General features: G+C 40.4%; 14 protein-coding genes and 5 pseudogenes. 15 read left to right on the plus strand and 4 right to left on the minus strand.

Translation table 11 applies throughout. The features are described from left to right. The first annotated feature begins 16 nt into the window (after positions 1 to 16). From MAQA_RS06615 to MAQA_RS06665, 9 genes and pseudogenes are all read left to right on the plus strand, one after another. The gene (locus tag MAQA_RS06615) at positions 17 to 1015 is read left to right on the plus strand and encodes a YeiH family protein (protein ID WP_277619946.1); all 999 of its coding nucleotides are present in this window, start codon (positions 17 to 19) and stop codon (positions 1013 to 1015) included. Next, entirely contained in the window at positions 978 to 1805 is an 828-nt protein-coding gene (locus MAQA_RS06620; RefSeq protein ID WP_036072434.1) for a LysR family transcriptional regulator, read from the plus strand. Before MAQA_RS06615 ends, MAQA_RS06620 begins: the two co-directional genes overlap by 38 nt. 114 nt (positions 1806 to 1919) lie before the next feature. Continuing rightward, entirely contained in the window at positions 1920 to 2561 is a 642-nt protein-coding gene (locus MAQA_RS06625; protein ID WP_036072436.1) for a GTP pyrophosphokinase, read from the plus strand. Between the two features lie 91 nt (positions 2562 to 2652). Beyond that, positions 2653 to 4706: pseudogene (locus MAQA_RS06630) on the plus strand (Na+/H+ antiporter). A gap of 212 nt (positions 4707 to 4918) precedes the next feature. Continuing rightward, positions 4919 to 5463: pseudogene (locus MAQA_RS06645) on the plus strand (helix-turn-helix domain-containing protein). A gap of 16 nt (positions 5464 to 5479) precedes the next feature. After that, complete coding sequence (locus tag MAQA_RS06650; RefSeq protein WP_036072442.1) at positions 5480 to 6571, plus strand: ABC transporter ATP-binding protein; 1092 nt, start codon at positions 5480 to 5482, stop codon at positions 6569 to 6571. A gap of 4 nt (positions 6572 to 6575) precedes the next feature. After that, complete coding sequence (locus MAQA_RS06655; RefSeq protein ID WP_036072444.1) at positions 6576 to 7385, plus strand: ABC transporter permease; 810 nt, start codon at positions 6576 to 6578, stop codon at positions 7383 to 7385. After that, positions 7382 to 8188, plus strand: coding sequence for an ABC transporter permease (locus MAQA_RS06660; RefSeq protein ID WP_036072446.1), 807 nt, complete (start codon positions 7382 to 7384; stop codon positions 8186 to 8188). Before MAQA_RS06655 ends, MAQA_RS06660 begins: the two co-directional genes overlap by 4 nt. Then, positions 8185 to 9258, plus strand: a complete 1074-nt coding sequence (locus tag MAQA_RS06665) for an ABC transporter substrate-binding protein (RefSeq protein ID WP_036072448.1) — start codon at positions 8185 to 8187, stop codon at positions 9256 to 9258. Before MAQA_RS06660 ends, MAQA_RS06665 begins: the two co-directional genes overlap by 4 nt. 179 nt (positions 9259 to 9437) lie before the next feature. On the opposite strand, the gene MAQA_RS06670 is transcribed toward MAQA_RS06665, so the two are convergent. Next, complete coding sequence (locus MAQA_RS06670) at positions 9438 to 12581, minus strand: leucine-rich repeat domain-containing protein (protein ID WP_036072450.1); 3144 nt, start codon at positions 12579 to 12581, stop codon at positions 9438 to 9440. A gap of 545 nt (positions 12582 to 13126) precedes the next feature. Between MAQA_RS06670 and MAQA_RS06675 the strand changes: the two genes are divergently transcribed. From MAQA_RS06675 to MAQA_RS06690, 4 genes and pseudogenes are all read left to right on the plus strand, one after another. After that, complete coding sequence (locus MAQA_RS06675; RefSeq protein WP_036072452.1) at positions 13127 to 13828, plus strand: carbonic anhydrase family protein; 702 nt, start codon at positions 13127 to 13129, stop codon at positions 13826 to 13828. A 12-nt stretch (positions 13829 to 13840) separates the two neighbouring features. Beyond that, positions 13841 to 14795, plus strand: a pseudogene (locus MAQA_RS06680) (NAD(P)-dependent oxidoreductase). 34 nt (positions 14796 to 14829) lie between these two features. After that, a complete protein-coding gene (locus MAQA_RS06685; RefSeq protein WP_149023328.1) occupies positions 14830 to 15450 on the plus strand; it encodes an HD domain-containing protein in 621 nt (206 codons plus the stop codon). A 69-nt stretch (positions 15451 to 15519) separates the two neighbouring features. Next, positions 15520 to 16449, plus strand: a complete 930-nt coding sequence (locus MAQA_RS06690) for a nitronate monooxygenase (protein ID WP_036072454.1) — start codon at positions 15520 to 15522, stop codon at positions 16447 to 16449. A 33-nt stretch (positions 16450 to 16482) separates the two neighbouring features. Here the strand turns inward: MAQA_RS06690 and MAQA_RS06695 are convergent, their stop codons facing one another. The 3 genes and pseudogenes from MAQA_RS06695 to MAQA_RS06700 form a co-directional block, all read right to left on the minus strand. Continuing rightward, on the minus strand, positions 16483 to 17007 hold the full coding sequence (locus tag MAQA_RS06695; protein WP_036072456.1) for a type 1 glutamine amidotransferase domain-containing protein: 525 nt from the start codon (positions 17005 to 17007) through the stop codon (positions 16483 to 16485). Between the two features lie 65 nt (positions 17008 to 17072). Beyond that, positions 17073 to 17244: pseudogene (locus MAQA_RS14435) on the minus strand (DUF2188 domain-containing protein). Between the two features lie 36 nt (positions 17245 to 17280). Beyond that, a complete protein-coding gene (locus MAQA_RS06700) occupies positions 17281 to 18162 on the minus strand; it encodes an SDR family oxidoreductase (protein WP_036072458.1) in 882 nt (293 codons plus the stop codon). A 353-nt stretch (positions 18163 to 18515) separates the two neighbouring features. Here MAQA_RS06700 and MAQA_RS06705 point away from each other — a divergent pair. Together MAQA_RS06705 and nifJ are read left to right on the plus strand one after the other, a co-directional pair. Further along, positions 18516 to 19563, plus strand: a pseudogene (locus MAQA_RS06705) (alpha/beta hydrolase). 136 nt (positions 19564 to 19699) lie between these two features. After that, entirely contained in the window at positions 19700 to 23434 is a 3735-nt protein-coding gene (gene nifJ, locus MAQA_RS06710; protein WP_036072460.1) for a pyruvate:ferredoxin (flavodoxin) oxidoreductase, read from the plus strand. Positions 23435 to 23439 lie beyond the last annotated feature (5 nt).

Raw genomic sequence — 23439 nt, forward strand, 5'->3', positions numbered from 1 at the left:
GGCAGTAACGACTCTCATTTGTTCGCTTGCCGGAAAATATTTAGCACTTGTTCCAGGCTTTAGCTTGGTTGGGGCCCTTGTTATTGCTCTTTTATGTGGCATGTTATTTCAAACCGCGAGTCCAGTTATTTACGCAAGTATAGAAGGCATTGGTTTTATTTCGAATAAATTTTTGCGTCTAGGAATCATTTTGTTAGGGTTTCGACTTAATTTATACACCCTTGCAGAATCGGGCATAAAAACGATTTTATTAGCCTTGATTGTTGTTACGGGAACGATTCTACTCACTTACTGGCTTTGCCGAGTTTTCCATGTGGAAAATCGTTTAGCTATTTTGACAGCAAGCGGTTGTGGAATTTGCGGAGCCGCTGCTGTGATGGGTGTTTCGCCGCAGGTAAAGGCGGATAAAGATGATGCTGTGCTTGCGGTTGCGGTTGTGTGCATCATGGGAACTGTCTTCACCTTGATTGAAATTGGCTTGAAACCATTGCTTGGTTTTTCTGATGGACAATTTGGTGTGATGGCAGGCGCTTCGCTTCATGAAATTGCTCATGCAGTTGCTGCAGGTGGCTCGGCAGGTATGGCAGGTTTAGATGCTGCGATCATCACAAAATTATCACGTGTGATTTTACTTGCTCCTGCCGCTCTTTTTATTGGCATCTGGTACACGCGCCGTTCTGCTGGAAGAGGCGAACCAAAAGGGAAATTACCGATTCCATGGTTTATGGCAGGCTTTTTACTTTCAAGTGCGATTGGGAGCTTTTTACCAATTTCGCAGGCTTTGATTGATGGACTTGTAAGCCTTGCTTATCTATTTCTTGGTATGGCCATGGCAGCCCTTGGTATGAGTGTGAATTTTAAAGTGATCGCCGAACGCGGTGGTAAAGTTTTTCTTGCCGCAGGAATCAGTTCGGTCGTATTACTTGGCTTTACAATGCTTGCGAGTAAGCTGTTTTTTTTAAAAAGGAGGGAGACGCTTGTTTCAATTATTAGAGACTTTTATTGCAGTTTATGAAACGAATAGTTTTACAAAAGCCGCAAACGCACTCTATATTTCGCAGCCAACTATTTCGGTGCACATTGAAAAACTGGAAAAAGAACTGGATGTGAAACTATTTGAGCGAAATGCGCGCAACCGAATTGAAAAAACAGAAGCCGCTACTTTATTCTATGAAAAAGCTAAACAAATCTTAAATGGATGGGAAAGTGGCAAAGAGGAGCTTGCGGCTCTTTCTGGGAAGGCAAGAAGGAAGTACACGATTGCGGCTTCCCAAACGATTGGCGGATATTTGCTACCGCAAATCATGAACGCACTTGGACAGCTTTATCCGCAAATTAATTTCGAAATTTTGCTTGATAATTCGACGAATGTCTACAAGGCAGTCCATATGTTTGAAGCGGATCTTGGTCTTGTCGAGACACCTGAAGTTTATCCAGATATGGACCGAACGATTTTCATGAAAGATCAACTTGTCATTTTAGGCGACAGGGAATTAGAACGCTGGATTTTGCGCGAAGAGGGCTCAGGGATTCGGCAGTATACAGAAATGTATTTGAAAGAACAGCAAATTTTGCCAGAAGAAAAAATCATCGCAAGCAGTAATGCTTTGATTTTAGAGCTTGTTAAGCAAGGGATGGGACGGACGCTCCAGTCAGCCCGCGTTGCTGAAAAATTATCTCTCCTAGTTCAAAAAACAGATTTTATCCGTCCGCTTTATTTGATTTTACCGAAAGAGGACAGCGGAAAAAATGTCGAATTGGCACAATCGATTTTGGATCTGTTAAAAAAACTCGGCGATGTTTAAATAAAAAAATCATGAGAAACTGGTAAAAAAAATGTTTATATTGATCTCCCTCAAGGGAAAATGTAGTAGGATAGTAAAGTGGCTAAAACAATTTTTTGAGAGGAGATTACTATTTTGGAACAGCCTTCAGTGGATGAGCTCAAAGAATGGCGAAATATCATGTTGATGCACCGGTTTGCGCTTGAAGAAGTCAACACTAAACTAAAAATTCTCAATGAGGAATTTCAATTTTTACATGATTATAATCCGATGGAACATTTAAAATCGCGCGTGAAATCACTTGAAAGTATCGGGGCGAAGCTAGAGAAAAAGGGTGTGGATATTACACCAGAAAATGCACGGGAACACGTTCATGATATTGCTGGCATTCGAATTACCTGCTCGTTTGTCTCGGATATTTTTAAAATTGAAGAGATGATCAAGCATCAGGATGATCTAAAAATTTTACGTGTGAAAGACTATGTTACATACCCAAAAGAAAGCGGCTATCGCAGTCTTCATATGCTCTGTGAAGTGCCAATCTTTTTGACAAATCGCTCTGAGAAAATCATGGTCGAAATCCAGATTCGTACTGTTGCGATGGATTTTTGGGCGAGCCTTGAACATAAAATTTACTATAAATATCAAGATGAAGCCCCAGAATACTTAACGAATGAGTTGCGTGAAGCGGCGGATATTGTCACGCAGCTGGATGAAAAAATGAAAAATTTAAATGACGAAATCAATAAGTATAAAAATAATCTGGAAAATGAGTGATTTTGTGCGCGAATTGTTAACTTTGTTAATAATTTGCGCATTTTTGGATTTTCCTGCATAATATTATAAGCACAAAAGGAGGAAACTAGAATTGGAGATCTTTTTATTTGTTTTACTGTTATTACTCGCTATATTAGTATCCAATTTACTCAACCGCTTCGTCCCGGTTGTCTCCGTACCGCTGATTCAAATTGGGCTTGGGATTTTAATTGCACTTTTACCACTTGGGTTTGAGCTTGATTTAAATCCAGAATTATTTTTGCTATTATTCATTGCCCCCTTGCTCTTTAATGATGGTAAGCGGACGGATAAGAAGGCTTTGTGGAAACTACGCGTGCCGATTTTACTGCTTGCACTTGGTCTAGTCTTTATTACCGTGCTTGTTATAGGCTATTTTGTCAATTGGATGATTCCAACGATTCCGCTTGCAGCAGCTTTTGCATTTGCAGCTGCGCTAGCACCGACAGATGCCGTAGCTGTGAGTTCACTCTCAGGGCGAATTACTTTGCCAAAACGAGTGATGAGTCTACTTGAGGGAGAGTCCTTAATAAACGATGCATCAGGACTTGTGTCCTTCCAATTTGCTATTGCGGCAATGGTAACAGGGACATTTAGTTTATTAAATGCATCTTGGAGCTTTCTTGTCATTGCTATCGGTGGTGCTCTTGTCGGGCTCATCTTAACTTTACTTAAGTTTCAACTACTAAAGTGGGTGAGGGGACTCGGAATGGAAGATGTCACCTTCCATATGTTGATCGAAATTTTAACCCCGTTTGTGATTTATTTAGCAGCAGAAGAATTACATGTTTCTGGGATTCTCGCGGTAGTTGCAGCAGGTATTATGCATGCCGTTGAACGGAAACGACTGGATCCACAACTTGTGAAGCTAAGTGTAGTTTCAAAAAGTACTTGGTCGGTGATTATTTTTGTTTTAAATGGTCTAGTATTTTTAATTTTAGGTACCCAACTACCATCTATTGCGAGAGTCGTTTGGGAAGATTCTGGAATCAGCAATACACAAGTGTTGATGTATATATTCTTGATTACGCTCGCTTTGATTCTCTTGCGTTTCTTCTGGGTTAGTGGCTTATGGATGTTTGACTGGCTCTTCAAAAGTGATAAATCGAAAAAAACGCAAAAACCATCCGTGCGAGCATCTATTTTAACGAGTTTATCGGGTGTCCGGGGAGCTGTTACACTTGCGACAGCTTTATCCATTCCCTTTTTCCTCGATAACGGCGATATGTTCCCGCAACGAGCATTGATTATTTTTATGGCATCAGGCGTGATATTATTTACACTGCTTATTGCAACATTTATCTTGCCGATTCTTGCTAAGGGAAATGAAGCTGATCTTGGAAATGAACGGGCAGAACGTGCTACACAGATTTGGATTTTGCGCAAAGTGAAACGAGAGTTACAGAATCAAATTACACCGGATAATAAAGCGGCAACGGAAATGGTTATTCGTAATTATAGACGTCGAATTCAGGAATTGCAGCAAGGAGAAAACTCGCAAAAGCGTGATATGACACAAGCTGAGAAAGGAAAAACGGCTGGAGATTATCACTTGGGAACATGAATATACGCAGAAGCTTCTAGCTGATGGAAAGATTAGTACAGAAACGGCCTACCGCTATGGTAGCTTTCTCAACATGATGGAAAGTGCTTTAAAGCAAAGATTCAAAACGAAAATCAAAAATTTTATTCGATTTGGAAGTCGGTTGCTACAAATGCTTTTACATCCAAAACGGTTGCGCGCACTAAAATCAAAAGTACGGAAGCAACACCCTGAACGTACAAAAGCTTTTAAAGAAATCAATTTTGTACGAGTGGAAAATGAAAAAATGGTCATTCGAAAATTAAAAAGCACAAATGAACCAAGATAATATGGATTTATTGTTGCCGCTTTTGAATGAGCATAAGGAACACTTAGAACGTCTTACAACGGAGCGAATTCGTCCAAGTTCGCGAGAAAAATTTGAACAAAAAGTGCATGAAGTGGAACTTTCAGGTATTCAAATTGAACGTGATACCATTCAAGGCTTATTTGAAGAAGGAAAAATTTCGCGCGACCTTGCACGCGATATGAGACAAGACTTGAATCTACTCGAAACTTACACAATCGAAGAAGATTTAGTCTAACTAAGAAGACTTAAAAGAAGGCATTCAAAATGCGCTTTTAAGTCTTTTTTTTTAGCCTAAACCATAGTTTGAAGAAATTTTAAAAAGTATCTTGATGTGTGATTTCAAATGTTGTATAATGATTCTTGCTTTGAGTAAACCTGAAGTTTATAAATACTAAACAAGTGCGTTTTAAAGTTTACTTTTATTAAACTTTGAGAAAGGAAGAAAAGATGGAAATCGGCAACAGAATTAAGAATTTGCGTCTTAGCAAGAACCTGACACAAGAGGAACTAGGAGAACGGACAGACTTATCAAAAGGCTATATTTCGCAACTCGAACGTGATTTAAGTTCGCCGTCGATTGAAACTCTTTTTTCGATTCTTGAAGTGTTAGGCTCTACTCCAAAAGAATTTTTTGATGAAGAAAAAGGCAAACAAAAGGTTATTTACGAACAGAGAGAACGTATTTTTTTTGAAGATGAGGAGAAGGGCTATCATATTGAATGGCTTGTTCCCGAATCGAATGAAAAAGAAATGGAACCTGTGTTGCTTGAAATAGATCCACATGGGGGGTTTTAAAAAAATTTGAACCCTCGCTTTCAGAGACTTTTGCTTACGTACTAAGTGGTGAGGTTAAGGTATGTTTGGGCGAAGAAAGCTACACGGCAAAAGCGAATGAGACCATTTATTTTCATGCCTCAGATCGCCATCAAATTGTAAATCAAACGACTGAAAAGGCAGTGCTCATCTTAGTGGCAACGGAATCGTATTTATAGAAGGGGAGGAATACAATTGACAGAATCCATTATTTGCTTTAACAAAGTTACAAAGCAATTTGATGACGACGAACCCGTTTTGAAAAATGTCAGTTTTGAAATTGAAAAAGGAAAATTCTATACTTTGCTTGGCCCATCCGGATGTGGAAAAACTACTATTTTACGCTTGATTGCAGGTTTTTTAGAGGCAACAGAAGGAGACATCTATTTGGACGGGAAGAAAATCAATTCCGTACCGGCCAACAAGCGCCCGGTAAATACGGTATTTCAAGATTATGCGTTATTTCCACATTTAAATGTATTTGAAAACGTCGCATTTGGCCTTCGAATCAAAAAGCTAAATCAAAAAGCGATTGATGAAAAGGTAAAAGAAGCGTTGCGTTTTGTCAATTTGTCTGGTTATGAGAAACGGGAAATCAGCGAAATGTCTGGTGGGCAAAGGCAACGGGTGGCGATCGCACGAGCTATTGTGAATGAGCCAGAAGTTATTCTTTTGGATGAACCACTCTCCGCGCTTGATTTGAAACTAAGAACAGAGATGCAATACGAATTGCGTGATTTGCAAAAGCGGTTAGGTATCACGTTTATTTTCGTTACGCATGATCAGGAAGAAGCCCTTGCAATGAGCGATGAAATCTTTGTGTTAAATAAAGGAGAAATTCAGCAGAGTGGTTCACCGATCGACATTTACGATGAACCGATTAATCGCTTTGTAGCAGACTTTATCGGTGAATCAAATATCGTTTCCGGGAAAATGATTCAAGATTTTGAAGTGGAATTTGTGAATCGCCGTTTTGAATGTGTCGATCAAGGCTTTAATGAAAATGAAATCGTTGAAGTGGTGATTCGACCGGAAGACCTAGAAATTACAACAGCTGACAAAGGAAAACTGCAAGTCGAAGTGGACTGGGTATTATTCCGCGGAGTGCATTACGAAATGGGCTGTATTGATATTGACGGTAACGAGTGGCTCGTGCATACGACGAAAAAAGCTAAAATCGGTGATAAAATTGGGCTCGCGTTTGATGCCGAAGCCATTCACGTCATGCGACTTGGAGAAACAGAAGAAGAATTTGATAAACGTTTAGAAAGTTACGAAGAGGCGTAAGTGAATGACTAGAAAAGCAAGAAACTTATATCTCGTTCCTTATATTCTTTGGATTATTTTGTTTGTTGTTGCCCCGATTTTATTAATTGTTTATTATTCCTTTTTTGACGTGGACGGGAATTTTACATTCAGCAACTATCAACACTTTTTTACACCCGTTTATTTAAAAATGACGCTGAGTTCCTTTTGGTATGCTTTTTTGATCACTTTGTTCACCTTGCTGATTTCCTATCCGACCGCATATTTGCTCACGAAATTAAAGCATAAACAATTGTGGCTCTTGCTGATTATTTTACCTACTTGGATCAACCTTTTGCTTAAGGCCTACGCTTTTATTGGGATTTTTGGTACCTACGGAGCGGCTAATCAATTTTTAGATTTAGTCGGCATCGGACAACAGCAAATTCTTTGTACCGATTTTAGCTTTTTGTTCGTCTCCACATACATTTTCATCCCTTTTATGATTTTACCCATTTTTAATGCGATTGAAGAAATCAATCCCTCCCTTATTCAAGCATCTCGTGATTTAGGGGCATCTAATTTTACAACATTTCGCCGAGTTATTTTCCCGTTAACTGCAGATGGTGTGAAATCAGGTTGTCAAGCGGTTTTCATTCCTGCGCTTTCGCTCTTTATGATTACTCGTTTGATTGCTGGAAATCGCGTAATTACACTTGGAACTGCTATTGAAGAGCATTTTCTTGTAACGCAGGATTGGGGAATGGGCTCAACCATTGGCGTTTTTCTTATTATTGCTATGATTATTATTATGTTTTTAACTGGAACAAAACGCAGAAAGGGGGCTAAAAAATGAAAAAACGGAAATGGAGTCATCTTTATCTCATTTTTATTTTTATCGTACTTTATGCCCCGATTTTTTATTTGATGTTTTATTCCTTCAATTCAGCTGGAACGATGCATGGCTTTGGAGGATTCACACTCGATTATTACCGTGAAGTGTTTGCTGATACGCGTTTACTTGTGATCGTTTTAAATACATTTGTGATCGCGCTTCTTTCTTCTGTGATTGCAACGGCGATTGGAATTTGCGGAGCACTAGCTATTCGTTTTATGCCAAAGCCGGTTGGGAAAAATTCACTACTAAGTCTAAACAATGTCTTAATTGTAAGTCCTGATGTTATTATCGGTGCTAGTTTTTTAATTTTCTTCACCATACTTGGGCTAAAATTAGGATTCACCTCAGTACTTGTTTCCCACATTGCTTTTAGCATTCCGATCGTTGTATTGATGGTGCTCCCGAAACTGCAGGAAATGAGCCCGACTTTAATTGACGCCGCGCGAGATCTAGGTGCAAGCCAGTGGCAAGTCTTGTCAAAAGTCATTTTACCTTACATTGCTCCAGGCGTTCTCGCAGGCTTTTTTATGGCGTTAACTTATTCGTTAGATGATTTTGCCGTGACATTTTTTGTGACAGGAAACGGTTTTTCCACTTTATCCGTTGAAATTTACTCACGGGCACGCCAAGGCATTTCCTTATCAATTAATGCCCTTTCAACCCTTATCTTCCTATTCACGATTCTGCTTGTCATTGGTTATTACTTCATCAACCGTAAAAATACGAGCAAAACAACGAGAACGGGGGCGAATAAACGATGAAATCCTTGCTTAAAATGTTCATCCCCGTGATTCTCCTTGCGCTCGTCATGATGTTGCTTGCTCATTTTATGAATCGTGAAGAAGGTTACGCTGGAGGAAATACTTTAACTATTTATAATTGGGGCGATTATATTGACCCAAGTTTGATTAAGAAGTTTGAGAAAGAAAGTGGCATAAAAGTGATCTATCAAACCTTCGATTCGAATGAAGCGATGATGACAAAAATAGAGCAGGGTGGAACGACATTTGATGTTGCGATCCCAAGTGATTATGCAATCAACAAAATGAAGCAAGAAAATCTCTTGATCCCACTAGATCATCAAAAATTACCAAATGCTCGGTATATTGATTCGCGTTTTATGGATTTGTCATTTGATGAAGGTAATAAATATTCGATGCCTTATTTTTGGGGGACACTTGGCATTATTTATGATCAAAAACAGTTCCCTCATGTGGATTTTTCTACATGGGATTCACTTTGGAATACGGACTTGAAAAATCAAATTTTACTAATCGATGGTGCACGTGAAATCATGGGGATTGGCCTTAATAGTCTTGGCTATTCTTTAAATGATACAAATGAAGCACATTTGAATGAAGCTCTTCATAAGCTGAAAAAAATGACACCGAATGTAAAAGCTATTGTAGGTGATGAAATCAAACTTTTAATGGCAGACGGCGAAGCAGGAGTGGCCGTTACATTTTCCGGGGAAGCCTCAGAAATGCTTAGCGCCAATAAAGACTTAAATTATGTCATTCCAAAACAAGGATCAAATCTTTGGTTCGATAATATGGTAATCCCGAAAACAGCGAAAAATGTGGACGGGGCACATCGATTCATTGATTTTATGCTCAATCCAAAAAATGCCGCGAAGAATGCAGAGTATGTAGGTTACTCAACCCCTAATAAAGCTGCCGAAAAACTTCTTCCAAAAGAAATTGCAGATGATAAACGTTTTTATCCAAACTTAGATGAACTCAATCATTTAGAAGTCTATGATAATCTAGGAAAACGCATGCTTTCACACTATAATGAACTTTTCCTTGAATTTAAGATGTACCGAAAATAGACAATGCAAGTTCACTTTCTAATTTGATCTTCGCTATGAAAACAACAAATTGTCTTTGTCCCATAGAAAAAGCCTTTGAAAATCAGAAACTGATTTTCAAAGGCTTTTTTGAAATTAAATCTGAATTCTTCTGCTTGATAAAGCCAGAAAGAATAAACTTGGAAAGTCTATATTAAAAGTTAAACCGGTCCATTAACTAGTTCCCATGTGAATTGACTGGAATAATTTCCACTTTGTGCAACACCAGGTGGAACTTCTAGGAAGAATCCGTCGTCTTGATTTTTCCAAGAAACCGAAGTGATATCTCCTGTTGAACTTGTTGTTTGTTGAGTTAGACTATCATACACAGTAGTTGCAGGAGCACCCGGTACAATCGTTTTTTCATCTCCATTCCCTTGCTTGAATAAGAATTTACTGTTGCTATCGTTTGGTAAAACATGATTGTTTGCATCATTTTTAAACGGTGAAGTTTGCTTAAAATTAATATGCCATTCCTTCTTATTCGCTCGAGAGTCCTCTACGTCGAGTTTAAATGTATCATCTTGTTTAAGATGAAGTGTCTTGTTGCTGATTTTACCGCCATTAAAATTCATCACATCTGGAACATCCACAAATTTAAGCTCTCCCGCACGAACAATGACGTTTTCTGATTTCGATAATTGGGTGAGATCAGGATCCTGTATAGAACTTACAAAAGAAGTATGGAACAGTAAAGCATCTTTTCCAGCACCGAAAAATTCATCCTGCTCATTCTTCTCGTATGGAATAGGTTTATCTCCTGTTTTCACATCCAAACTAATCGTAAGAGCAGGTTTACCAGAAGAAACGGCAGGAATTAGTGTAGGATCTGCAAAAGTAAAGCCGTTGGGATTACTGCCAGGTGCGTTTTGAGCCCTAACCGTTTGGCTCTTTCCGTTTACCTTGAACGAATCTCCATCTATCTCCAGTCCAAGATTGTGGGCAGCATCCGAAACCCCAAAGAAGTAAGCACGAGGGTTGAAGTTATCTGGAAATGCGAAGGTGCTTTCTTCGAGTTTAGGCATTCCAGGAAGAGGAACGCCTTTTCCGCCAAGCTCAATGGACATTGTGAATTTGTCGCCAACGCCACCCTCAACAGTATTTTTCAAGTTAGTGTTAGGTTCTCCCGTTTTTGAATTCACAACTTTGAACGAAGAAACGACCTCTGGATTCACCCGAAATCCACCAACTGAATAGCCTAAGACATTTTGAACGAATAGATTGCTTTTGGCGCTTTCTTTATCTACGGATTTAGGCAAAGATGAATCATTCAGTATATTTGGATTATCAATCGAAACCGTGTAATTCATCGGCTGATCGGGAACAGTGATATACGCATCTTCGTTAGGAAAGCCACTATAAATTTGTTTGTAGAGACTTCCGTCTGGTTGCCTTGTTCCATCTGCATTTGCAGCCCAAATCGTATAGATATGTTGGCTGCTGAGTTTATCGGGCAAGAAATCTAAGAAACTTAGCTTTTTCTTTAGCTCATCTGCGGATGGTGTTGGATGAGATAGCTGATATGCAAGTTGTCTTGCAAATTTATTTTTATAACCAATGGCTAATGTGTTATTGCGAGCGGGGGCACCATCTGTAAACCGAGGGGCGAATAAATATAGTTTTCCATTGGGCTTAGTAAAAGCGCTCCCGATAAGCCCCCCTTGGAACATATAATCCATATTTAGAGAGATCCCGTCGTAACTTGGATCGCCGCCTTCTTCGCTAGTTGTACGAATCAAATTTCCATAGAGCGGCCCATCAGCTATCGCGTTTTTACCATTACGGTAATCTGATTTACTATCAAATGCGTCGTCCCAACGTTCAGTTGACTGTGTATACATTGTGTCATATATATTTTCTATACTTAATTCATTTCCTGCCAAACTGTATTTTCTGTTTGGGGCCATCATTATGAAAAAGTCCATCAGTTTTGGATCAAGTGCACCAACTAAATGGTTGAATGCCAAATTCACATTCGTTGTGTTCGTAAGTTTTGTTATCGTATCTGGGATTCGTCCATCCAGTTCATTTTTATATAAATAAAGTTTCTGCAAGTTTGTTAAATTTCCAATAGACGCTGGAATATTACCTGATAGCTGATTACGAGATAAATCAAGGACAGTTAGATTTTCTTTGTTATCAAGAAATTGCTTATTGATTCTTCCTGTTAAGTTATTATTGGACAAATCAAGAGTGGTTAAATTTTTCAAACTTGCTACTGAAGATTCAATATCTTCTATGTTTCCACTAATGTGAGACTCCGTGATTGTGAGGCTTTCTAGCTTCTGTAAATTTCCGATGGATGCAGGTATGGTTCCTCTATATGTCCCTCCTAAATTTTTTATTGAACCTCCGTTTCCGCCAATCATAACCTGTTCTAAGTTTGTTAATTGACCAATCCACTCTGGAACGGGATCTTCCAAGTTAACAACATTTTTCACGAATAGATATTTAAGGTTTGTCAAAGTTCCAATCGACTCAGGTAAGACAAAAGGTTGATAAGGCTCAGTATCACCAGGACCGCTACCTAACCCATTTATCCACAGAAACTGTAATCCCTTAAAGACATCAAAGCGCTTAGGCAAATAATAATTTTGATAAGTTGAACGATTGAACTTTAGTTCTTTGATTTTAGCCAAATCGCCGAAAGTGACCTGACCACGTTGAATAGTGGCATCTTCAGGAACAATCTGTTCAGTGTGTAATTCCTTATTCACAGTGTCTATAAACCAAGCCTTATTTTCAAAAAAATCGTATTGGACGGTTTGATTGGGATCATAGTCGTCTACACGAGGCGTTAAGCCACGCGGAGTAAACTTTGGCTGTGGGTCTGTTTTGACAACGGAAGGAGTAGATGTTGGGTCTTGAATCTGAATTTTAAGTGGCTTAGATTCTAGCTTTTTCCCGTCTCGAATGGTACTTGCGACAAAAGAATAGGTACTGGGCTGAAGCGCCTTTAAAGTAAGCACCACTTTTTTATCCGAATTCGCTGGCCAATCAATCACTAGATTTCCTTTGTTTTTATCTTCTGTAATGGTTGCGTCCCCTTTGGTTTCTCCTTTGTATTCAAAATTTCCACTGATGGGTAAAGTGATCTTTGTATCCGCTTTATTGCTCGACTGAACAGTGAGGGTTAAAAGCTCACCGGCAGTAAGTGCCTCGCGGTCTGCAGATACTTTCAAATCATTACTTTGCTCATCAGCAGCTTCTAATTTCGGAGTAAGAAATACAAAAGAGAGAAAAGCAAAACAAGCTATTCCAAAAGCAAGAAACCAAATGGTTTTATTTTTTGCAAGTTTTTTCATAATACCCTCCTTTTTCATCATGTAAGATCAGGTTGTAAAAATGGGAAAGAGTAAAGGGAAATTTATTTTCCTTTTAAATGAAATAAATCCGACCCTACTTAAAAGAACCTTTTACAACATTTATCATATCAAGGAGATAGGAGTTTTGATTGATACTTTGTAACGTAACACGATCGAAGTAATGAAAATTATGTGATAAAAAAATATAATATTTTACTTTCTTGTGAATTTACAAGTTTTGGAGAAATGAATTTTTCACATTCAGCGAAGCAGTCTTTTTCGAAGTGAAAGAGAGAAATTTCCACCGATCTTTACATTAAAATAGAAGCCAGATTCAGAGGCTTGTTTTAATTTTTCCTTATGCACGAATGCGCTAGACCGTATAGGATTAGAATCGAAAAGCAGAAATAGATAAGCCATTCCAATCGCTCCTTACAAAAATAAAATAAGGTCTAAACAGGATTCGTTGAGTAGCAATAATTGAAATTTGAGGAACATTTGCGTTAAAATTATGAAGCGAGCAAAAAGTAATGGGGGTTACATATATGCCAGCTTATTCAATTAATTGGTCCTATGATGGAGATAAAGGGCCTGAAAAATGGGGACAAATTTGTTCCGACTTCGAGATTGCGCAATCTGGGAAGAAACAATCACCAATAGATATCCGTTCAGAAGATGTCAAGCCACTTGAGGGGAATCCACTTGAAACGAGCTATTCACGGATTCCTTATCAAGTCAAACGAGTGGAGAATTCTGTTCACTTGTTTCCGCAAGAAATGAATCAAACACTTACCTTTCAAAATGAGGTCTATCGTCTAGTCGCATTTCATGCCCACATTCCAAGTGAACACTTGTTAGATTCAGTTGCTTACCCAATTGAGTGGCACTTTGTTCATGAAAATGCGAAAGGTGAAAAACTAGTGTTAGGCGCCTTTATGGATGTTGGAACGACCGTATCCATCGATATGACTGACTTACGTCGCGTATTTCCAGAAGTTTTTCAAGATTTTTCGATTGAGCGTGAGCTTTCACTCGACATTACCGATTTCCTACCAGAAGAAAAAGTATATTTCACTTATGAAGGGTCACTCACAACTCCACCGACAGTTGAAGGTATTCGTTGGATTGTCTTAAAAAACAGACAAACAATCGGACATGTTGCGCATCGAGCACTTGAAAAAGTAATCGGTGGAACGAATCGTCCGGTACAGCCTTTAAATGGCAGAAGTATTCAATTTCATGAATAGAGGCGAACAAACATGCAAAAGATTTTTGTAGCTGGAAAATTACTAGAAAAGACAGAAGAAGTGTTAAAACAAATGGGCGCCACTTTTTGGACAGGGACTGGAAAAATTTCGGAAGAGGAGTTGAAAAAAGGGGCAAAAGATGCGGAAGCTATCATTTGTCCTCTCTCTGCTCCTATAACGAGTGATGTACTCACGGCGAGTCCGAAGTTAAAGATCGTTGCCAATGTAGGAGCTGGATTTGACAACATCGACGTGCAAAAAGCGCAGGAATTAGGAATCGCAGTAACTAACACTCCAAAAGTATCCACCGAGTCAACTGCAGAACTTTCTTTTGGATTGATTCTTGATGTGATGCGCCGCGTTTCAGAAGGCGATAGACTTTTGCGGACCCACCCAGAAGAATTTAAAGGTTGGGCACCTACTTTCTTTTTAGGGCGAGAGTTGCACGGGAAAACACTTGGAATCATAGGGCTTGGACAAATTGGACAAGCCGTAGCAGAGCGTGCCTTTGCTTTTGGAATGAAGATTCTTTATTCGGGGCATCATCCAAAGGAAGTTGCGCAAAAGTGGGATGCCCGTTTTGTTTCTCAGGAGGAATTGCTAGAGAAAAGTGATATTGTTTCTGTCCACGCCGCTTATAGTGATGAACTTTATCATTTATTTCAGAAAGAAACTTTCCAAAAAATGAAAAAAAACTGCTTTTCTAGTGAATGCTTCTCGTGGAAAAGTAATAGATGAAGCGGCTTTGGTCGAAGCGCTTGAAGCAAAGGAAATTGCGGGTGCTGCACTAGATGTATTTGAATTTGAACCACACGTAAATGAGAGCTTAACAAAATTTGAAAATGTTGTATTGACACCGCATATTGGAAATGCAACGGTAGAAACACGTGAACAAATGGGGGACATGGCTGTCGCAAATGTTAAAGCTGTTTTAGCTGGCGATGCGCCCATTCATTCTGTATACTAAAATCATAAAGAAGCGACGGAGAGGCGGGATTAATATGTATGAAAAAGCACTGGAATTTGCAAGAAAAGCACATGCAAGTCAAAAGCGAAAAATTACCGGTGAAAAATATTTTTCCCATCCTTTCAATGTTGCGCGCATTTTAAATGCTGCTGGTTTTCCAGAATATGTCGTTGCAGCAGGATTACTTCATGATGTTGTGGAAGATACAGATGTTACACGGGAAGACATCACAAGGGAATTTGGTGAAGAAACTGCAAATCTTGTGATGGCGCATACAGAAGATAAAACGAAAACATGGGAAGAGCGGAAGGCGCATACGATTGAAACGGTTCGAGATGGGAGCCTTGAAGTCAAAGCTTTAATTGTGGCAGATAAACTCGATAATTTATCTTCTATTCGCTATGCCATGAGCATGGAAGGGAACCGTGTTTGGAACCATTTCAAGCGGGGTTATGATGAACAAAAATGGTATTATACAGGCGTTTTAGATGCGATGACCACTGGGCTTTCTAATGAAGAAATCCCAGCTTTTTTTTACAGCTTATGCGAGGCTTGTTCATACTGTTTTTCGGCGCTAATGAGCAAAAATGAGTGGCTAACGAGTGTTGTCCTGCAGATTTCTGGTAGGACGCTAGTTTTTGGAAAGATGGATTAAAGCGGAAGATAGACTTTTTGTAAGGTCATTTGATATAATGTGAAAAAAGTAACAATTAGGAGGAACAACATGACAATACTTGAACTTTTAGGGATCAAATATCCCATTATTCAAGGAGCCATGGCTCAAATTGCTAAGGCACCGCTAGTTGCGGCTGTTTCAAATGGTGGTGGCCTCGGGATTATTGCTTCTGGCGGGATGAGCGGGGAGGAATTGCGGACTGAAATTCGTAAAACAAAAGCGCTCACGGATAAGCCGTTCGGTGTCAACTTGATGCTTATGATGACGAACATTGGCGAATTAACTGAGGTTTTGATTGAAGAGCAAGTCAAAATTATTACGACAGGAGCAGGGACACCAAAAAGCTTCATGCCTGTTTGGAAAGATGCGGGCATTATTGTCATACCGGTTGTGCCTTCTGTCATGATTGCCAGAAAGATGGCAAAGCTCGGTGCTGATGCGGTTATTGCGGAGGGAACTGAAGCTGGGGGACATGTTGGCGAAACGACAACGATGGCTCTTTTGCCGCAAGTTGTGGATGCAGTCGAGATTCCAGTTATTGGCGCAGGGGGTATTGGAGATGGTAGAGGGGTTGTAGCGGCGTTCGCCTTAGGGGCCTCAGGTGTGCAAGTTGGAACTCGCTTTCTTGCCTCAGAAGAAGTCCCAGTTCATCCACGTTTTAAGGAAGCGGTCTTGAAGGCTCAGGACAGGGATACAACGGTGACGGGGCGCAGTGCTGGTTCGCCGGTTCGCTCTATCAAGAATAAAATGATCAAGGAATATTTGCGGCTTGAAGCAGTCGGAGTGGATCGTGATGAACTAGAAGCATTGACGCTTGGATCACTTCGGAAAGCTGTGTTAGAGGGTGACACAGAAAATGGTTCTGTCATGGCGGGACAAATCGCTGGGCTCGTGAAAGAAATAAAGCCTTGCCGAGAAATCATAACTGAAATGATGACAGAAGCTCAGGAAACGCTGAAATCACTTTCACTTACATAAAAAGGAGTCTGGGAAAGTCCCAGACTCCTTTTATTATGATTGTAGTAGTTTTAGTGATTCTCGGTCAAAAGCTGGTAGATCATCTGGAGTTCTGCTCGTTACAATGTTCCGATCAACTACAACTTCTTCATCTTTTACGGTTGCTCCAGCATTTTTTAAATCTGGACGAATAGAGGTAAAGCCTGTTACAGTTCTGCCTTTTAATTTATTAGTCTGGATTAAAAGTTGGGGACCATGACAAATAGCTAAAAGAGGTTTGTCATTTTCTATAAAATAATCTACAAAATTTACAAAACGATCATCTGCGCGTAATTGATCTGGTGAAAAGCCACCTGGGATAAACAAAGCATCAAAATCACTTGCTTGCACGTCGTCGATTCCTTTATCAATTGTCACAGTTGCTTCTCCTTGCTTACCTGTAACTTGATTGCCCGCTTTTTTCTCGATCGTGACGACTTCGTGTCCTGCTTGCCGGAATGCATCTGCTGGATTTGTAAACTCGACATCTTCAAAAAGATTCGTTATAAGAGTTGCAATTTTTTTTGGACATAAATAAATCCTCTCCTTTAATTATCTGACTCATTCCTTTTTATTCCACATTGTTAGTTGTTTCAACCATTTTACTATTTATGGTTTTTATACCATTCTTCTGCCTTGGCTGTTGCAATTGGGATGGCGCGTTCTTCTGAATAGCCTTCTTTTAACAAGGCGTTTCCAATTTCAATGGCTTTTTTTTCGTTCTTCTTCTTTTAAGTTCTTCCATGAATTTGGATAATCATTTTTAGTCCACGGCATTTTTTTTCACCTCAACTTTAGTGGTTATTTGGAGGATTAATTAATAGGAGCTCCGCCTGTTATCCCGTAAACTTGACCAGTGATATAGCTAGCCTCATCAGATGCAAGAAGGACATAAACGCTCGCTAGTTCAGCGGGTTGCCCAGCACGTTGTAAGGGTTGATTATGTCCGAATTCTGGAATGCTATCTTGTGGCTGACCACCGCAGATTTGTAAGGCTGTCCATATTGGACCGGGCGCAACTGCATTGATTCGAATCCCTTTTTTGCCCAGTTGTGCTGCTAAACTTTTTGTAAGTGAGATTTCGCAGCTTTTTGTCATTGCATAATCGACTAAATGGGCACTTGGTTTTACTCCTTGAATGGATGAAGTTAAAATGATGCTGCCACCTTCGCCCAAATAATTAAGCGCTTCTTGAATTGCATATACAACGGAAAAAACATTGACTTCAAAGGTATCTCGTAGTTGCTCAGAAGTTAAATTTTGAATATCAAATTCGTATTGTTGAACTCCAGCATTTAGCACTAATAGGTCTAAACCACCTAGAGCATTTGCAGCGCTTTTTACCATGTGCTTCGCGAAGCCTTCTTCACGTAAATCACCTGGTAGTAAAACGCATGTACATCCTTCTTTTTCAACGATTGCTTTTACCTCTTGGGCGTCTTGCTCTTCATCTGGATGGTAACTGATCGCTACATCTGCGCCTTCTCTTGCGTAGGCGATAGTGGCAGCACGACCGATTCCGGAATCTCCGCCCGTTATGAGTGCTTTTTTATGAACGAGTTTATCGCTACCTTGATAAGTTTTTTCGCCTGTATCAGGTACAGGTGTCATTTTGCTTTGTAAGCCTGGATATTCCTGTAGTTGCTTTTCGAATTTTCCACTATAATAGTGATTCGTTTGTTTACTGCCTTGCATTGAAAGTCCCTCCTGATTTTTAGCATCCATCTTGTGAGACGCTTTTTAAAATTGGGTTTCCTCAAAGATGTTCCTGTTTTTTGATATTTTGATCAACCTTTTAAAGTGATGCTGTCTAACCCAAATTAGTTAATATTCACTTTAAAAGGTTAGGTTGAAGATCCCTAATTTTTATCACGCTCCCATCTTCTTTGTAATTACTATACCCGGCGATTTTGTTTTTAATACCTTCACAAAGTGTGATTTATTGATGGCCATTTTACTGAAAAATTCTAAGTGGTTCCTGTTTGGTCTAATTCTTGAAAACTGATATACTTAAGTCAGAAAGTGAACTTAAAAGGAGTTGAGCACAATTGAAAAACGTATTTAAATGGGTGTTTATTTTAGTTTTCAGTGTGATCTTGCTTCCGCTTCTTGTTGTTTTCTTCATCTACAAGAAAGCAGTTGGGAAACGCGAGTACGATCCATCCGTATTGGAAAACTTGAAAGACGAGGCTACGCAAAACTATCTAAAAAATACGGCTCCACTATCTGATGTTGATTCTCGTTATAAATATATTCGCTTAAAGGAAAAAGCAACTCCTTCTGCGAAAAATATCGAAATTGGCGCGACGGAAGATAAAAAAATTGATGGGCCAGGTGGAAAAATTCCACTTCGAATTTATACGCCAAAAGAAGAAGGGCCTTATGAAATTATCCTTTATTTCCATGGTGGAGGTTTTGTAACGGGCGGACTTCAATCACATGATGGGATTGCTCGAAAACTTGTACAAACAACGGGTGCGCGTGTGGTTGCTGTTGATTACCGCCTTGCTCCAGAAAATCCGTTCCCAGCGGCAATTGAAGATGCATACGCGGCATTGCTTTGGGCGAATACGCATAAGACAAGTTTGCGGAACAAAGGCACTTCTCTAATTGTGGCAGGAGACTCAACTGGTGGGAATATTGCCGCTGTCATTGCTCAAATGGCAAAAGCTAAAAATGGACCAGAAATCAGCAAACAAATTTTGCTTTATCCAGCAACAGATATTTTCAGTCGAGATGCTTCTGTCCTTTATCCTTCTATGGATCAATTTGCAGAAGGTTATGTTCTTACAAAAGAATCGCTTGATAAATACTTTAAACTCTATTTAAAAAAATGCTTCTGACCGGAAGTATGATCCACTAGTTGCACCGATTCGTAGTAAAGACTTAAGTGACCTTCCAAAAGCATTTATTGTAACGGCAGAGCTTGATCCGCTTCGTGATCAAGGAGAAGCATATGCTAAGAAATTAAAAGATGCTTCCGTTCCTGTCTTCGCTAAACGCTTGGATAATACACTTCATGGTTTCCTTAAAACGGAATCGAAAGCGACAGATGAAACATATGAATTGATCAGTGAATTTTTAGAAGAAAAATAGATGAAAACAGCGCGGCCGAACAGGGGTGCGCTGTTTTTATGTCTGAAAAAATCAGATTGAGAGTTTAATTGAACTGGTGTAAAATGAATGAGAATAGGTTTTACACAAACTTTAGGAAGACTGGAAGTGCAAAAAAATGCGAAAACGGAAAACTATGGATGGAAATGCGGCAGCGGCACATATTTCTTATGCGTTTACGGAAGTTGCGGCGATCTATCCAATTACGCCATCTTCAACGATGGCAGAACTTGTTGATGAATGGTCAGCCGCGGGCAAGAAAAACTTGTTTGGGGAAGCAGTGAAAGTTGTGGAAATGCAATCAGAAGCGGGGGCCGCAGGAACGGTGCATGGCTCGCTTAAAGCAGGAGCGCTGACAAGCACATACACAGCTTCGCAAGGCCTACTTTTAATGATCCCCAATATGTACAAAATTGCCGGAGAGCTTCTCCCCACCGTTTTTCACGTATCTGCTCGTACGATTTCGACGGCAGCGCTGAATATTTTTGGCGATCATAGCGATGTGATGGCGGCGAGACAAACTGGTTTTGCCATGCTTGCGGAAGGATCGGTTCAGGAAGTGATGGATCTTTCGGCAGTGGCTCACCTTGCTTCACTTAGAGGGAGTTTGCCTTTTATCAATTTTTTTGACGGGTTTAGAACAAGCCATGAACTGCAGAAAATTGAGGTTTTAGAGTATGATGAGCTGAAAGAAATGCTTGATGAAAAGGCGCTTGAACGCTTCAGGGCGCGTGCGATGACGCCAAATAATCCGACGACTTCTGGTTCGAGTCAAAATCCAGATATTTTCTTCCAACAACGGGAAACGGTTAATGGCTATTATGAGGCGATTCCTAGAATTGTTCGTGAGGAAATGAACGAGATTAATAAACGGCGTGGAACAGATTATGATCTTGTGAATTATTACGGAGCAGAAGATGCGACGGAAGTTATTGTCGCAATGGGCTCGGTGACGCCTGTCATTGAACAAGTTATTGATTCACTTCTTTTGGAAAATCGCAAGGTGGGGCTTTTAAATATTCGACTTTATCGGCCGTTTCCGGCAGATGTTTTGCTTAGAAAATTGCCAAGAACGGTTAAACGTTTAGCGGTGCTAGACCGGACGAAAGAGCCTGGTTCAGGCGGTGAACCGCTATTACTTGATGTGGAAAGTGCACTTTATCACGCAGAAAATCGGCCTGAACGAATTATCGGAGGGCGTTATGGCTTAGGTTCAAAAGATGTGACACCAGACCAGATACTGGGCGTTTATTCGCACCTAAGAAGTGAAAATCCGAAACCTCGTTTTACAATTGGAATTGTGGATGATGTAACAAATCTCTCCATTCCAGATGTCGGGCGAAAAGATTTAACAAGTAAAGAGACGTTTCAGTGTAAATTTTATGGTTTTGGTTCTGATGGAACGATTGGTTCTAATAAAGCGGCGATTAAGATCGTTGGAGATAAAACAGATTTGAATGTTCAAGGTTATTTTTCCTATGATTCTAAGAAATCTGGCGGATTAACGGTTTCTCATTTGCGTTTTGGTGAAAATCGAATTCGTTCGGCTTACCTTGTTCATGAACCCGACTTTGTTTCTTGTTCTACGGCTGCCTATGTAAATAGCTATGACTTACTTGATGGCTTGAAAAAAGGAGGAACCTTCCTTCTCAATACGGTTTGGCAAGGGGAACAACTTGAACGTCACTTGCCAGCTAAAATGAAACGCTACATGGCTGAAAACGAGATCAAATTTTATACGATCAATGCCATCAAAATTGCTTCTGAGGCGGATCTTGGCAGACGGATTAATACGGTAATGCAGACGGCCTTTTTCAAACTTTCTGGCGTGATGGATTTTGATCTAGCTTTTGAGGAATTAAAAGATTCTGCGATTCGAACTTATGGTAAAAAAGATATGCGCGTTGCTGAAAAGAATATCCAAGCCATGGATCAGACGTTAGCTTATTTGAAGCAAGTGGATGTTCCAGATGCTTGGCGAAATGCGGAAGCTATCGCTAAGTCATCTAAAGTAGAGGAGCAAGAAAAGCCTCGATATATCGAGCAAATTCTTGAACCCATGAATGCTCTCAAAGGGGATTCCTTATCGGTTGGGACATTGATCGAAAATGGCATGGGAGACGGAAGCTATCCGCAGGGTACAGCTGCTTATGAGAAACGTGGCATTGCGCTTGAAGTACCAGAATGGATTTCTGAGAACTGTACGATGTGTAATGAATGTGCTTTTGTTTGCCCACACGCAGCGATTCGCCCTGTTCTTGTGAATGAAGCGGAAGAGGGGAATGCACCGGATAGTTTTGTTACTCGGGAAATGAGAGGAAAAGACGTTTCCTACCGGATTCAAGTTTCACCGATGGACTGCACGGGATGTAATCTTTGCGCACATGTTTGTCCGGCGAAAGATAAGGCGCTTGTGATGAAACCTTTTGATGAAGTTGCAGAAAGGGAACGCGAGAATTGGGATTTTGCCAAAACGGTTTCGCCTAAGAAAAATCCGGGCAAGAAAAACACGCTTCCAGGTAGTCAGTTTGAACAGCCACTTCTTGAGTTTTCAGGGGCTTGTGCAGGTTGCGGGGAAACACCTTACGTGAAGCTTTTGACGCAACTATTTGGTGACCGAATGATGATCGCAAATGCGACGGGATGTTCTTCAATTTGGGGGGCTTCGGCTCCGGCGACCCCTTATACGACAAATAGTGAAGGACACGGTCCTGCTTGGTCTAATTCACTGCTTGAAGATAATGCTGAATATGGTTTCGGCATGTATCTCGCAAACCAAACGATGCGAGCTGGGCTCTTGAAGGAAGTAGATTCGATTCTTTTGGAAGAAGAAATCTCGGAGAACTTGAACCATGCTCTTAGTGAGTGGCGTGAAAACTTCTTAATTGGGGAAGGGACACGTGAACGCGCAGAGGATCTTCAGCTGGCCCTTCTTGCAGAAATGAATGGAAATAGTCGGCTTAAGACTCTTTATGAAAAGCGCGATTTGTTTATTAAGCGGTCGCAGTGGATGATTGGCGGCGACGGCTGGGCATATGATATTGGTTTTGGCGGAATTGATCATGTGCTCGCAAGTGGCGAAGATGTTAATATGCTTGTAATGGATAATGAAGTGTATTCGAACACTGGCGGTCAATCTTCGAAGGCAACACCAATGGCTGCGATTGCGAAATTTGCGGCTTCTGGAAAACGGATGGGCAAGAAGGATCTCGGTTTCATGGCGATGAGCTACGGGAATGTTTATGTGGCGCAAGTTGCGATGGGTGCAAACAAAAAGCAAATGATTAAAGCATTTGAGGAAGCGGAGAAATTCCCGGGACCATCTTTGATCATCGCGTATACACCTTGCATTGCGCACGGGATTTCGGCTGGGATGAAGACTATGCTTTCGGAAACGGAAAAAGCGGTGGAATGCGGTTATTGGAATTTATATCGCTATAATCCAGAGCTACTTGCTAAAGGTAAAAATCCAATGGTGATGGATTTCAAGAAACCAGATTTCGGTTTATTCCATGATTTTTTGAAGCGCGAAACACGCTTTTCAGCACTTTACAAGTCGAATCCGGATGTTGCTCAGGCGATTTCGGATGGGACACGTGAGGATGCTTTACGCCGCTTTAAACGCTACGCTGTGATGGCTGGGCTCGATCTCGCTAAAGTACTCCCAGAAGAAAATGGAGAGAGTAGCGAGGAGAGCGCGAAACCCAAATTAAGCGAAGCGGAGAAGGAACAGCGGAAACTTGAGCGCGAGAAACGGAAACGCGAGCGTTCAGAAGATCCAGAGCGCGAAGCGCGTCGGAAAGCACGGATGGAGCGAAAACAAGCCCGTCTAAATGAAAAGGAAAATGAATAATGAGA

Source organism: Listeria aquatica FSL S10-1188, assembly GCF_000525795.1.
Taxonomy (GTDB): domain Bacteria; phylum Bacillota; class Bacilli; order Lactobacillales; family Listeriaceae; genus Listeria; species Listeria aquatica.

Coding starts and splice junctions, on each gene's coding strand:
- MAQA_RS06655 (WP_036072444.1), top strand. CDS start 6,576: ATGACTAGAAAAGCAAGAAACTTATATCTCGTTCCTTATATTCTTTGG.
- MAQA_RS06660 (WP_036072446.1), top strand. CDS start 7,382: ATGAAAAAACGGAAATGGAGTCATCTTTATCTCATTTTTATTTTTATC.
- MAQA_RS06665 (WP_036072448.1), top strand. CDS start 8,185: ATGAAATCCTTGCTTAAAATGTTCATCCCCGTGATTCTCCTTGCGCTC.
- MAQA_RS06670 (WP_036072450.1), bottom strand. CDS start 12,581: ATGAAAAAACTTGCAAAAAATAAAACCATTTGGTTTCTTGCTTTTGGA.
- MAQA_RS06675 (WP_036072452.1), top strand. CDS start 13,127: ATGCCAGCTTATTCAATTAATTGGTCCTATGATGGAGATAAAGGGCCT.
- MAQA_RS06685 (WP_149023328.1), top strand. CDS start 14,830: ATGTATGAAAAAGCACTGGAATTTGCAAGAAAAGCACATGCAAGTCAA.
- MAQA_RS06690 (WP_036072454.1), top strand. CDS start 15,520: ATGACAATACTTGAACTTTTAGGGATCAAATATCCCATTATTCAAGGA.
- MAQA_RS06700 (WP_036072458.1), bottom strand. CDS start 18,162: ATGCAAGGCAGTAAACAAACGAATCACTATTATAGTGGAAAATTCGAA.
- nifJ (WP_036072460.1), top strand. CDS start 19,700: ATGCGAAAACGGAAAACTATGGATGGAAATGCGGCAGCGGCACATATT.